This window comes from Pukyongia salina (assembly GCF_002966125.1).
In the GTDB taxonomy this organism is placed as follows: Bacteria; Bacteroidota; Bacteroidia; order Flavobacteriales; family Flavobacteriaceae; genus Pukyongia; species Pukyongia salina.
In genome coordinates this window covers 2,601,644-2,615,623 of the sequence record NZ_CP027062.1, presented here as the reverse complement: position 1 = coordinate 2,615,623, position 13,980 = coordinate 2,601,644, and the positions used below count along the sequence as shown (strand labels likewise).

General features: G+C 39.1%; 13 protein-coding genes. All 13 read right to left on the bottom strand.

Features of this window, described 5'->3' with window-relative positions:
* Positions 1-56 precede the first annotated feature (56 nt).
* The 13 genes from C5O00_RS11765 to C5O00_RS11705 all read right to left on the bottom strand — a co-directional run bounded on the left by C5O00_RS11765 (position 57) and on the right by C5O00_RS11705 (position 13,979).
* Entirely contained in the window at positions 57-2,027 is a 1,971-nt protein-coding gene (locus C5O00_RS11765) for a polysaccharide biosynthesis protein (RefSeq protein ID WP_105217047.1), read from the bottom strand.
* A gap of 32 nt (positions 2,028-2,059) precedes the next feature.
* Positions 2,060-3,193, bottom strand: coding sequence for a DegT/DnrJ/EryC1/StrS family aminotransferase (locus C5O00_RS11760; protein WP_105217046.1), 1,134 nt, complete (start codon positions 3,191-3,193; stop codon positions 2,060-2,062).
* Positions 3,190-3,822: an acetyltransferase gene (locus tag C5O00_RS11755; protein ID WP_105217045.1), complete on the bottom strand. Its 633-nt coding sequence runs from the start codon at positions 3,820-3,822 to the stop codon at positions 3,190-3,192. The genes C5O00_RS11760 and C5O00_RS11755 overlap by 4 nt, the downstream gene beginning before the upstream one ends.
* 1 nt (position 3,823) lies before the next feature.
* Positions 3,824-4,426, bottom strand: a complete 603-nt coding sequence (locus tag C5O00_RS11750) for a sugar transferase (RefSeq protein ID WP_105217044.1) — start codon at positions 4,424-4,426, stop codon at positions 3,824-3,826.
* Positions 4,427-4,438: 12 nt separating this feature from the next.
* Positions 4,439-5,599 (bottom strand): glycosyltransferase family 4 protein, encoded by a 1,161-nt coding sequence (locus C5O00_RS11745; RefSeq protein WP_105217043.1) that lies wholly within the window; start codon positions 5,597-5,599, stop codon positions 4,439-4,441.
* A 64-nt stretch (positions 5,600-5,663) separates the two neighbouring features.
* Positions 5,664-6,821 carry an O-antigen ligase family protein gene (locus C5O00_RS11740; protein ID WP_158676845.1) on the bottom strand — a complete coding sequence of 386 codons (1,158 nt, stop codon included), beginning with the start codon at positions 6,819-6,821 and terminating at the stop codon, positions 5,664-5,666.
* 6 nt (positions 6,822-6,827) lie between these two features.
* Positions 6,828-7,916, bottom strand: a complete 1,089-nt coding sequence (locus tag C5O00_RS11735) for a CapA family protein (protein ID WP_105217041.1) — start codon at positions 7,914-7,916, stop codon at positions 6,828-6,830.
* 6 nt (positions 7,917-7,922) lie between these two features.
* On the bottom strand, positions 7,923-9,281 hold the full coding sequence (locus tag C5O00_RS11730; RefSeq protein ID WP_105217040.1) for a phenylacetate--CoA ligase family protein: 1,359 nt from the start codon (positions 9,279-9,281) through the stop codon (positions 7,923-7,925).
* A complete protein-coding gene (locus C5O00_RS11725; RefSeq protein WP_105217039.1) occupies positions 9,274-10,548 on the bottom strand; it encodes an oligosaccharide flippase family protein in 1,275 nt (424 codons plus the stop codon). The genes C5O00_RS11730 and C5O00_RS11725 overlap by 8 nt, the downstream gene beginning before the upstream one ends.
* 131 nt (positions 10,549-10,679) lie before the next feature.
* Positions 10,680-11,948, bottom strand: coding sequence for a sulfate adenylyltransferase subunit CysN (gene cysN, locus C5O00_RS11720; protein ID WP_105217038.1), 1,269 nt, complete (start codon positions 11,946-11,948; stop codon positions 10,680-10,682).
* Positions 11,949-12,020: 72 nt separating this feature from the next.
* On the bottom strand, positions 12,021-12,926 hold the full coding sequence (cysD, locus tag C5O00_RS11715) for a sulfate adenylyltransferase subunit CysD (protein WP_105217037.1): 906 nt from the start codon (positions 12,924-12,926) through the stop codon (positions 12,021-12,023).
* Positions 12,919-13,521 carry an adenylyl-sulfate kinase gene (cysC, locus tag C5O00_RS11710; RefSeq protein WP_105217036.1) on the bottom strand — a complete coding sequence of 201 codons (603 nt, stop codon included), beginning with the start codon at positions 13,519-13,521 and terminating at the stop codon, positions 12,919-12,921. The genes cysD and cysC overlap by 8 nt, the downstream gene beginning before the upstream one ends.
* Positions 13,521-13,979: a DUF2061 domain-containing protein gene (locus tag C5O00_RS11705; RefSeq protein WP_105217035.1), complete on the bottom strand. Its 459-nt coding sequence runs from the start codon at positions 13,977-13,979 to the stop codon at positions 13,521-13,523. The genes cysC and C5O00_RS11705 overlap by 1 nt, the downstream gene beginning before the upstream one ends.
* Position 13,980: the final 1 nt, after the last annotated feature.

Genomic DNA, 13,980 nt, shown 5'->3' with positions numbered 1-13,980 from the left:
TGCAAATATATACTTTAAATTATCCTTCCAATATGTATAAACCAAAACCCACGGGTCTATTTAATCTTTTCTTTTACTAATTCTTCCATTTTAGGTTTGTCCAACACCTCAAACTCTGAATTCTCACTTATAAATTCCGGTACCATATCCTTTAGCAATTGTACAACCTCATCATTCTTCCCTCGAGTAGCCATTTTTATAATTTGCTTCACATCTTTTTTAAGGTCTTCAAATTTCCCCACAGGAGTCTTCGAGATCATGATTTTGGGATGATGTGTAGGCAAAGAGGTCGAAGAATCGTTTAGAAGTTCTTCATATAGCTTCTCTCCCGGGCGTAAACCGGTGATCTTGATATCAATATCTTCGTAGGGTTCTAGACCAGAAAGTCGAATCATTTTTTCCGCCAAATCAAGAATTTTTACGGGTTTACCCATATCAAATACGTAGATCTCTCCCCCATTTCCCATAGTGCCTGCCTGAAGAACCAGCTGACATGCTTCGGGAATCGTCATAAAATATCGTATGATCTCTTTATGAGTTACGGTTACAGGACCTCCCTGCGATATTTGCTTTCTGAAATGCGGGATTACAGATCCACTGGATCCCAGTACATTGCCAAATCTGGTGGTGATAAACTTAGTATTTACTCCTTTTTCATTCTGAAGCGACTGCACGTACATTTCGGCTACTCTTTTAGAAGCTCCCATAACGTTGGTTGGGTTCACGGCCTTGTCTGTAGAAACCATTACAAATTTCTTAATCTCGTAGCTGGCCGAAAGTATTGCCAGGTTAACCGTTCCTAGTATATTCACATAAATAGCCTCATGAGGGTTACGTTCTATAAGTGGAACATGCTTATAGGCAGCAGCATGATAAATGACATCGAAATCATATTTATTGAACAACAAACCCATTCGATACATATTGCTAATGTCTGCGAGCTCTGTTATAAAATTTAACTTAGGATGATTTTGTGATAGATAGATCTCCAGATCATGTAGGGCAGATTCTGCCTGATCAAGTATTACAAGCTGTTTTGGTTCGAAACCTGCTACCTGTCTAACGATCTCACTTCCTATGGATCCTGCCCCACCTGTTACCATTATCACTTTATCATGAAGGTCGAGCTCGATCATTTCGTTGTCGATGGTGATCGGACTTCTATCCAGCAGGTCTTCTATATCCAGAGGTTTTATATGATGGTGTATATCCTCCTTCTTGTTCCAGGATTCCAGATTCGGAACATTGAATATCTCGATGTTATTCTCAATACAGTCCTCTATGATCTGGTTCTTACGCTTTCCATTCATTCCTTCACTAATTAGAAGAATTCCATCCAGATCCATTTTTGAAATAGTTTCCGAAAAACTGTCCTTAATGGGGATGACAGGTTTCCCTAAAATCTTAAATCGCTTCGAATCGAATATCTCTGTAAGAAATCCAACCAACACGAAGGGCATATTGGATTCGGTAGTTAATGCTTTCCCTAAAGAAATCGTCTGGTCGTCCACCCCAACTATAGCTACACGTTTCTTTACTTTACCGGCAGCCGTGTTCCGCAGGAATTGATAACTTTCTTTCACTGCGATCCTAAATAACAGCATAACTGTAAAGGAAACCAGCATATAGATAAGAAGGGAAGTGGTTAAGAAGATCCTATCACCCTGAATTGCCGCAAATAGGAAATTGAAGCCAATTAGACTAACACATGTAAATAGTGCAGACAACGCCAATTTAAGTATATCTGTGAAGGTTGAATGCCGTATGATTCCAGAATAGGTCTTAAATACAAAAAAGAATAAAATATTTACCGCCAGAATAAAGCCTCCCTGTGCGGGAACCGATATAAAATCACGAAACTTAATGGGTGTTCCCAGTATAATCAGGTAAACGAGTACCATTGAGAGTACCACTAAGAAGACATCGATCAATAATACGATCCATCTAGGTAAATACCTTTGGTCCAGTACTTTAAGGCGATTATCACCCTTATAGAAATTTGGTAAGATACGTTTGGGGGTTAGCACTTTATAGGATTTTAAACAAATATAACTAATATCTATAGGAATTGCGATAGCACAGACATAATCCTTTGTTTATCAGCATCTTTAAGATTAGATCCCGATGGTAGGCAAAGTCCGTGTAAAAACAATTCTTCAGCGATTTTTTCACCGTAATAAGGGGAGTCTTTAAAAACTGGTTGCAAATGCATAGGTTTCCACAAAGGTCGTGATTCGATATTATCTTTTTCAAGGGAAAGCCGTATTTCTTTGGCTGTAAATCCGGTTTTCGATGAATTTACTGTTATACAGGTTAACCAATGATTAGAAAAATAATGTGAATTCGGTTCAGAAAACACCTCCACTCCCTCTGTTTGTGCAAATAAGTCTGAATAAAATTGATTCATTTGGCGGCGAAGTCCTATATGTTCATCAAGTACTTGCATCTGTCCACGTCCAATTCCGGCGCAAATGTTACTAAGCCTGTAATTATACCCTATCTCCGAATGCTGATAGTGTGGAGCATCGTCCCTGGCCTGTGTGGCGAGAAAGACTGCTTTTTGCTTTTCAGCCGGGGTGCGTGTAACCAAAGCGCCTCCACCGGAGGTTGTTATGATCTTATTCCCATTAAATGACAATATGGACAGATCACCAAAAGTACCACAGGATCTGTTTTTATACTTACTTCCCAGGGCCTCCGCACTATCTTCGATAACGGGAATATTATACTTTGTGGCCACAGCAGTTATCTCATCCACTTTATACGGCATACCGTATAAATGTACTACTATGATCGCCTTGGGTTTTTTACCTTTCTCTATTCGATCTTTGATGGCCGCTTCAAGCTGAACAGGACACATATTCCATGTTTCCGGTTCACTATCCACAAAAACGGGAGTGGCGCCTTGATACACGATGGGGTTTGCAGAGGCCGAAAAGGTCATGCTTTGGCAAATAACCTCGTCCCCTTCCCTAACTCCTATCATTATTAGAGCCAGATGTAGGGCTGCCGTCCCTGAACTCAAGGCAGCTACATGCCTTTCGGAACCCAGGTATTGTTCAAGATCACTTTCGAAACCAGTAACGTTTGGGCCTAAAGGCGCGATCCAGTTAGTGTCGAAGGCCTCTTTCACAAAATCCCGTTCAGTTCCTCCCATGTGGGGTGATGATAGGTATATTTGCTTTATGTTCATTTCGAAAGAGGTTTTGCAGGTATTCCTACCGCAGTACAATGGGAAGGGATGGATTTAGCTACCACCGCACCTGCTCCAATAATACTTTGTTCTCCGATAGTCACATTATTTATAATTTTAGCGCCCGTTCCACCATACACACCTTCCTCGATGATTACCTGGCCACTTATATTAACAGATGGCATAAAAGAACTATACCGCTTTATTATTGTATCATGCCCTACCGTACATGCTAAATTTAGAATAACAAAATCTTCAATAACAATATCGCATGTAAGTATATTACCTCTACAAATAATACAACCTTGTCCTATAGAAATATTAGCGCCTAAGCGATTTACGCTTGGGTGAATTAGGCTGGGAAAGTTAAACCCGGCTAATTTTTCTACAACTGATTTCTTTACCTTAGGATCACCTATTGCAACAACTAAGAGAGGTTTAGTTTTAAGGTTGTTTAGATAAGATATATTGCCTAACACCGGTATATTATGGATTAAAGTTCCTGCTTCTATACCATCGTCAATAAAACCAATAATAGTGTATGTTTCCTTTATTTGGTTGATATCGATGATAAGTTCTTTCACTTCTCTTCCAAATCCACCGGCACCTATTATAATGAGATCCTGCATATTAATTTCCTTTAAATCTAGAGGTTGTCGATTGGCCTTCTGCCGTTATTCCTTCGCGTTTAAAAACCTTTATCACTGTTTTTAGTAGTATTTGTATATCTAGAACAAAAGATATATGGTTCGCATACCAAACATCCAGAGCGAGTTTATCTTTCCATGTGAGTGCATTTCGCCCATTAACCTGGGCCCACCCTGTGATTCCTGGTTTTACACTATGCCTTTTCTTTTGTTCTTCGCTATATAAAGTTAGATATTCCGGTAAAAGAGGCCGCGGACCCACCAGGCTCATATTCCCGATCATCACATTGAGTAGCTGCGGTATTTCATCCAGCGATGTGGTTCGAATAAAGCGTCCCACCCTGGTTAATCGCAGTTCATCGGGTAACAACTCACCTTGTTCATCTCGTTCATTATTCATGGTTCGAAACTTAAGTATGGTAAATATTCTTTCATTCTTCCCCGGGCGTCTCTGGAAGAAGAATGGGTTACCACCAAGTGAAAGTGTAAGAAACACCATAACTAACAGAAACACAGGAGATAAGATGAGGAACATCAATGTAGCCGTAAGAACATCCAGTAGTGGTTTTATAACTTGCCGATACATGGCGCAAATGTACTAAAGATTTGCCTCTTGTATTCTGTATTCCTCCAGGATTATCTCCCACATTTTATTACGTTCGTATCTTCTTACGATCTCCCGTCTGGCATTCGAACTCAATTGTTCTCTCAAGTCATGATCAGTGGCCAGAAGGTCCATCTTCTCATAAAGCTTTTCTGTATTCTTAGCAGGAACCAATAATCCGTTGCGTCCGTCCATCACTATCTCATTACAGCCATTTATGTTGGAAACTATCGATGGCAAATCCATCGCACCAGCCTGCATCACTACATTGGGAAAACCTTCCCTATAACTGGGAAACACCAGGATGTCACTTACTGCCAGAAAGATCCTTATATCTTGCTGATAGCCCGTGGTTATAATTTTTGAATTAGAATCTATCTCCATGCGCGACTTTTCCGAAAGCGGATCAAGGTCTTCCTCAAAGGGCCCAACAAGGAGAAGTGTGCATTGCTTATTTTGTTGCTGTAATAATTTGAATGCAGCAATCAATTCATCCAGGCCTTTGTCCTTTACAAGGCGTCCAACAAAAACATAAACAAGATCCGAGGGATGGATATTAAGTTCCTCTCGTTTTTTCTGAACTTTTTCTTCTGAAAAATGAACCCGTGAAAAATAGCTTGTATCAATACCATTACTGCTCCCTTCTCCAAGCACCTTCAGTTTATATGCATTACAGAACTTTTCTTTCAGAATTAATTCTTTTAAACCTCTTGAATTTGGATATACCATGGTTGCGTAACGATAGGTAAGTTTCTCTACCTGGTTCAAGATCTTTCGTTTTACTCCCGTGGCCTCCGTAAGCGGCATCCCGGCAACCGTATGCAAACGTATAGGCACCCTGGCCAAAGCTGCGGCCATCATTCCCACTATACCAGCTTTTGGCGTATGAGTATGGACAATGAGCGGTTTTTCCTTTTTTAGAAATCGGTAAAATTTAATTACCGCTCGAATGTCGGCAACAGGTGTGATCTTTCTGGTTAATGGAATATGAAATGTACTTACCCCTTCTTTGATGCCATATTCCATTAAATTTTTTTCTTCGGAAGAAACCGCCGTAACATCGTAGAATTGCGACATAAAAGCCAATTGACCTTCCAGGAGTTTTTCAAGGGAGATGGGTATTGTGGTTATTCGTATTAATTTTTTTTTCAGCATAAATTAAAACATTTCAGAATAAAAACCTCTGAACGGTATATTTCTTTGTACTCAATAAAATAAGCTACACTTCTGCTTCTTTACTATAATTTATAATGTAATAATACAACAACATTAGAAGTAACCAGATGGGTAATCTTCTCATGATATCTCCTCCAAGCGCATAGATTAAAATTGGAATTGAAGCGGCTAAGAGTGAGGTGACTTTCGTAAAAGTTTTAAATATTTTATACAGTAAGATTAGGAAGAATACTAGACCGATTGCCCCACCCTGAAGAAACACGGTGATAAAAGTTTCATGAGAGTCCCAAAACTGCCCGGCCTGGTATATGTGTGCCCCTGGTCCTAATCCAACTAAAGGAGAAGTAAGTGCGACATCAATAGCATTCGAATACAACGATGACCTTCCACTAGCCAGGTCTTCCGCATTGAAAATAGCAAAGAAAATTTCATATAGTACCGGGGAGTTTACTACTCCTAAAATAATAATGATCGAAATCAAGCTCACTATCACCGCATTTTTCATTCTTCCTTTAAAAAGTTTTACGAATTCCAGAACAAAATAAACAGCCCAACCTAGTGTTAGGCCTACCAACGCTTTAAAAGACCCGGTTTGGACAACCAAATACGAGAAAATGAGTATGAGAACTAGACTAATAAATCTGGTAATTGGGCGCTTCTCATTTCTAAAGATCAATAATCCAATAAATGGCATGGGGGCCATGAACATGGCCGTTTGATGCAGATTGGTAACAAATGGAGCGAAATAATCGTAATATTTCAACGGAAGCCCATAAATAGTATCGGTGAACATACTAACAAGGTATAGCGCGGTAAATAATACTCCAGAGATTAAAAATATCCTCTTGATGATCTCATAAATATTGATACGATCTTTGTGATAGAAATTCTCTATTATCAGGCAAGTTATCAGAATAACGATATAGGCCATAAAATCGAAAACAGTACTTTCAACAGTTCCGGTACTTTGATTGAGAATAACAATATTATAAGCAAAGCCGAAAAAAGTAATGATGAGAAACTGGACCCAGAACCTAGAAAATACCACATCTCGGGTGATCCTGTTTATATAACCTTTATTTAATCCGTATAGAAATAAAATTAATAGGGTTAATTCTCCAAGACCCACATACCCCACCCGCAATACCGTAAATGGTATAAGAATGCCGGCAAATATCAATCCTTTTTCTAGTTTATTCAATACGAGTTATTTTAGATATCTGGAGATATTTTTTCTGTATTCTTTAGCATTTCTACGAGCAAATAATATAAGCCCCGCAGACCTGTGGTTCAATCTTTGAATATACCAATTTAAGTTGCGAAGTTTCTTCCTTGAAGCAAGATATCTACCCAGTAAACTATTTCTATTGTGGATATATAGTTCTTTTTCGGTCTTCAACATCTCCGAATATTGATCTATTTTATTTAAAATCTGTTTATCTCCAATTTGCAGTGAGCTTGTACCGATAGTAATAGGAATGATGTCGTGCTCGACCAATTTGTTCTTTTCAACAGTAATTTCGAGAATGGCAGATTCTTTATTGTTTTGAGACTGTTTTATCAGGGGTTCTTTAGATTTCGATGTATACACATCGTCAAAACAAAAATTACCCAGGCTATAAGCTATCAAGCTCTCATCTATTTTTTCGATCCCTTGCAATACGTGCGGGTGATGGCCATAGAAAACATATGGACCTATCTTGGCCAGATCGCGGGCGAGTTCGATATGGTCATAGTTCGGGTAGTTTACATGTTCCTGTCCGCAATGAACACTAAAAATATTGAAGTACCCTTTGGCAGAATTATGAGTTAATTTCTCGGTGATATTGGGAACACTTAGTGCATTTATCCCTTTTTTATTTTGTGAATCGATCCCTAATGGATTGGTTGAATAACAACAATATCCATTCAAGGAAATGGTATTATCATCAGTCTCAAATAACAATTCTTGTTTCTCTATACCAAAATACTTTATCCCGTTGTCCTCTAATATCCTTTTGGTAAATTGATAAGAGTCGGGCCCATAGTCGTATATGTGATTATTGGCTAGGTTTACTACACTAATATTTAAATACTTGAGCAGTTCTACATTTACCGGGCTTGATTTTATATAGGCCGATTTATATCCAAAAGATTTATGATGGGGTTGTGCAAATGGTGTTTCCAAATTGCCAATAACCAGGTCGTATGATCGAAGTTTTTTAGCTACCTCCTCGAAGTATTGATGTAGGTGTTTATTACTTTCAAGTGAAAATCTCCCAAAAAATGCGATATCTCCTAGTAGTGCAATTTTCATCTTCTATTAGTTCTTTAAATTATTCTTTATCAACGAATATTTACCACTCGACTCTTTTGGTATATCCTCTACCAGTTGGAGTTCTATTTGCATGTTAGCTCCAAATCTATATCGCAACTCGGTCATGATCTTTTCCTCATGATCCTTACAATAGGAATTTCTATCTACAACCAATAACACTTTCAGGGATTCAACTTCATCCTGGATAAACTGCATTTTTATTACGCTGTTTGGATTTCCTTTTATTACATCGGCCAGGTGGCTCAAACTAATTTTCAATTTATTTGAAGACAGAAGATAATCTACTTTTCTTCCCTTTATAGAGGCTACCAAGGGGTGAGAAGATCCACAGGGACAAACCCCTTCTTTGAATATTATCTGGTCACCGATATTATATCGAATGAGAGGTGTTCCTTTGGTGGTAAAAGAAGTAACGATCATATTATCGTTTTCATCGGTTTCTATAATTCCAGTATCCAGGTTATAATGCAGGTTTCCTGAAGCACATTCGGTTATAAAGGGGGCTCCTTCGGCAGAAGCATATTGATCGTAAACCTTACATCCAAAAACTTCTTCAATAAGTTCCCGGTGCATGGGTAACAAAGTCTCGGATGTTGTAAATATGGCCTGAGGCTGAAATTTCAGAGTGATATTGTGTCGTTTGATATAACCTGCCAGTTCGAAGATCGCAGAAACGAAACCATTAAGTACTTCCGGCTTGAACACGTTAAGATCTTCCAGGTAATATGGCATATTAGTTTCAGAAATATGAAAAGTAGAATACAGTCTTTGCTTATATATAAAATTATATCTCCAAAAGATCTTGGTGTTTTTCTTGTAAATAAGGGATCGCCCGCTAAATGTAGCTTTCTTAACTTTAAAGGGATCTATGCCCAGCCTTTTTTTAAAGGCATCCAGATAGGCCATCCGTATTTGGTAATCCTCTTTGGTAAACAACACTTTAAGAGCCTTACCGGTAGTACCTCCGGTATATGAGGCGATTCCTTCCTTTTCACTAATGGTATATACTTCATCTATATTTGCTCGAAGTAATTCCTTGGTTACAACCGGCAGTATCGAAATGTCATCCACAGAACTTATTTTGCTTAAATCGATATCGCTGTATAGCTTTTTATAAAATTTGCTGTTCTGAACAGTAAAATCTAAAAACCGAACGAATTCGCTGAACTGCCTTTGTTTTTCAAACTCTAATGAGGTGTAATCTCTGGAGAGGAATTCTGTAAGTTTCTCGCGATAAAGCCTGCCGTATCGCTTTTTATAGATAAGATATCCATAGCCAGATATAATAAGGTTCTGGAACCATACCGGAGAATTCTTATATACTGTTGTTATAAGTTTATTCATCACCCAAATGTTGCGCTTTTTTATTCCCAAGTCTGAATTTCCAATAGAACCAATACGTTAATATCGCCATTAGGAGGGTTGTGCCCAACATGATCGCGATGGCGCCGTATAACTCATATATCGGAACCAGGATCAATGCCATAAAAAAGAAGAATAGACAGCTGTATAAGACAATATTCTTGTAGAGGGAATCCTTCCCAATAAGCATTAGATAATTTGGTCCAAAGGTAAATCGAACAAAAATGAAAAATACCATAGGAGTTAATAACTTGAAATAATATGCAATTTCCAACTTATCCGCACCGTACAGAAACGAAATTATATATTCCGAAAACAATAAAGAACCGGCGGTAAGCAGCAGCCCTATAACGATCATCATCCTACTGAAAACAAAATGTTTTTTAATATTTCTCGACAGATATGGAAGAAATGTATTTGATAATAAGAGGGCGATCGAATTTAAGGCATCGATCAATTTTGTAGCTGAGGCGTAGATCCCTATTATATAGTTTGACGATGTATACCCCAGAATAAAAGTGGTAGTACTATTGTATAAAGTGGGAGCAAATAATGATATAAATGCATGTTTACCTTCTTTCATAGCTATGATGATCTCTCCCAATTCTGTTTTCCTGTAACGTATCTTTAATTGTTTATGAATTATCCAAAAGGATACTATTGTGCTAACCGTCATCGCAAATGCATTAAGCAATGGAACTAGCAGATAATCACCGGGCCCCGTTACCATGAACAAAAGGGCTACAAGATAAAGCACCTTTGTAGAAAGGTTGATAAAAGCTATGTATTTCATACGCTCCATTCCCTGGAAGAGCCAGGCGGGAAAAAGGGATTGCATAGCCACAAAATAAAAAGTATAAAGATGTAGAATCCAATATTCTCTCAAAGTTGGAATTACGGCAACCGCAACGGTGAACAGTATTAAACTAATAAATAGTAATACAACCGACAATGATATATAAGTACTGTACTGTTTTGATAGAAGCTCTTTATCTTTTCTTGCTCTGGCAATTTCTCGGACGGCCGTAATAGAATAGCCGTAATGGATAAAAGCTCCAAAATACATGCAAAATGCCAGGGAGAATGCTGTTAAACCAAACACATCTATACCCAGGGTCCGAACAAGATAAGGTAGAATAAAAAGGGGAATAAGCATATCGAATCCCTTTATAGAAACTAAAGAAAAGAAATTTGCAATTAACTGTACATTTTCCTTATTCTTCAGCAATTGAAGTAATCGTTGTATCATGTATTCACCTTGCTGTTATTAAAAATCCTGTTCCGGCTTTTAACTTTGGGGAGTGTTTAAGTTATCCAAGATAGAAATTTCGAAGCTGCTATAGCGGCTAGTTCTTCGAGTTTAACTTTTTAAACAAATTACTACAATATCATTCCCGCCGCCACCGTCTCATGGGTAGCATCATCGATAAGGATAAAACTTCCGGTAACACGATTATCACGATATTCGTCTATCATCAAAGGTCTGGTAGTTCTCACCTTTACCCTTGAAATATCATTCATGTTGAGTTGCTTATCCTCTTCCTCACGGTTATAGGTATTAATATCGATCTTGTAGAGTACATCTTTGATCATGGCTTTTTGCTCATTTGAGGTATGCATGATCGTATATTTTGCTCTCGGCCTGGCTGGATCATTGTGCAACCAGCATAACATGGCGTCAAACTCCTGCAGAGGTTCGGGTTTGTTATTGGTACGAACTATCATATCACCCCTGCTTATGTCTATATCATCCTCCAGGGTAATGGAAACCGACATAGGGGCATACGCTTCCTTCAATGGCCCATCTATGGTGTCTATGGATTTTATTACTGAAGTGAATCCCGAAGGCATCACTGTTACTTCATCTCCAGGGCGAAAAATACCACTGGCCACCCTGCCTGCATATCCTCTGTAGTCGATAAAGCCTTCTCGTTGCGGGCGAAGGACCGTCTGAACCGGAAACCTTGCATCGATCTTATTGATATCACTACTTATATGCATGTGTTCCAGAGTGTGTAAAAGCGGTGCACCCTGATACCATTCCATGTTCTCCGATCGATTTACAACATTGTCGCCGTTTAATGCACTAATAGGCAAAAAGCGAATATCCTTTACATAAAGCTTAGAGGAGAATTCTTCAAATTGTTCTATGATCCCCTCATACACTTCTTCTTTGTAATCCACCAGATCCATTTTATTGATACAAACTATGATATGTGGGATCTGGAGCAATGAAGCAATAAATGCATGTCTTTTCGTCTGTTCGATCACTCCATGCCTTGCGTCGATTAGGATCAACGCTGCATTAGCAGTTGATGCCCCGGTTACCATGTTACGGGTATATTGAATATGTCCCGGCGTATCTGCAATAATAAATTTTCTCCGTGGTGTTGTAAAATAGCGATAGGCAACATCTATAGTGATCCCCTGTTCCCGCTCATCTCTCAAGCCATCTGTAAATAAAGCCAGGTCAACTCCATCATGCCCTTTGCGCTTACTTGTATTTTCAACTGCCTGAAGCTGATCTTCAAAAATGGCCTTGCTATCGTATAGGAGTCGGCCAATAAGGGTACTCTTTCCATCATCAACACTTCCGGCGGTGGTAAATCGTAATAATTGATTGTTATCGATCTGGGTTGAATTGCTCATTCGTTCTATATGCTTATTATCTTGTTTGAAATAGTATAAATTACTCGCCTGTGGAGCTTCTACCGGATTATCTTAAAAATAACCTTGTCGCTTACGGTCTTCCATGGCAGTTTCACTTCTTTTATCATCACTACGATTACCACGCTCTGTTTGTTTCATCGCAGCAACTTCGGAAACGATCTTCTCCAGGGTATCCGCATCACTTTCTATTCCTCCCGTGATCGTAATATCACCGAGGGTTCTGAATCTTATTTTTTTCTTCTGAATTTCCTCTCCATCGTCCAGTTTTAGATGCTCCGAAACCGGGATCCATGAATCCTGGCGCCACACCACCTCTCTCTCATGCGCGAAATAGAGCGAAGGAATGCTAATATTCTCACGAAGGATATAGTTCCATACATCCATTTCTGTCCAGTTACTAATAGGAAATGCCCTAAAATGTTCGCCCTCGAAATGTTTTCCATTTAAAATGTTCCACAATTCGGGACGTTGGTTTTTAGGATCCCATTGTCCGAAATCATCCCGATGCGAAAAGAACCGCTCTTTAGCCCTGGCCTTTTCCTCATCTCTTCTACCACCTCCAATAGCACAGTCCACCTTATTTGTTTCTATGGCATCGAGCAAGGTGGTGATCTGTAGTGCATTACGGGTAGCGTTCTTTCCTTTTTCTTCGGCTACTCGCCCCGTATCGATAGATTCCTGAACAGATCCAACAATAAGCTGCACTCCCAGGTCTTTTATTAGGTCGTCTCTAAATTTTATGGTTTCCGGGAAGTTATGCCCTGTATCCACATGCATCAGTGGAAAAGGAATTCTGGATGGATAAAACGCTTTCTTGGCTAAATGTGTCACCACAATAGAATCCTTTCCACCGGAAAAGAGAATCACAGGATTCTGGAACTGTGCCCATACCTCGCGCAGGATATAAATAGCCTCCGATTCTAATTCATCCAGATAATTTAAATAATACTTACTCATGCTTTTTAGCGAGTTTAGTTTTTAAGTGTTTTAATATTTCCGAAACGGCTTCATCCACCGTCATTTTAGTAGTATCAATTTCCAGGTCCGGATTCACAGGTGCCTCATAGGGTGCGTTGATCCCGGTAAAATTCTTTATCTCTCCTGCTCTAGCTTTGGCATATAAACCTTTTACATCTCTACGTTCACACTCTTCCAGAGGCGTGTTTACAAAGATCTCTAAATACTGTTTTTCTCCTACTATACTACGTATACGCTCACGGTCTTTTTGGTAAGGAGACACAAAAGCAGCCAGTACTACTAAGCCTGCGTCTATCATCAAATTGGCTACTTCGGCAATTCGGCGAATGTTCTCTTTTCGGTCTTCGGGAGAGAAACCAAGGTTATTATTCAGGCCCTTTCTTACATTATCACCGTCCAGGGTGTATGTATGTATCTTATTTGTCACCAGGGCCTTTTCCACGGCATTCGCGATCGTAGATTTCCCAGAACCGGACAATCCGGTAAACCAGAGCAGTAATGCATTGTGCCCTTTAAGAGACATCCTGTCTTCTTTCGAAATACTGAATTGATGTGGAATGATATTTTCCTGCATTACTTTTTAAATCGTTTTAAGAAATAATTCCTAATTCGCCCCAAAGGTATTCGCAACCAAAGACGCTCGTGAAAATAATAAAGTACAAATTTAGTAAATAGCTCGGTTAGGGCTATGAAAAGTGCAACTTCATTAAAACTGTCTAGAACAGCACCTGAAATTACAAAGGTCATGGAGGTTGCCACTACCCGCCAGGAAATAGATTTATATATGGTTTGGAGCTTGCTAACGTCCACACCATTCTGGAATCGTTGCCAGATACGTTCGTGAACATAGTAGACAATAAGCTTCAGTAAAAATTCTGCAGCCCCTATCTTCAATGCATTTTCTAAACTACACTGCCCAAACAAACAAGTGATCAGCAAAGCTACCAATACGGTATCGGTAGTGGCAATAACTCGCCAGGAAATACCTTTCAGCAAACTTCTAATATGTGATTCGTGTTTGTACTTTGCCATG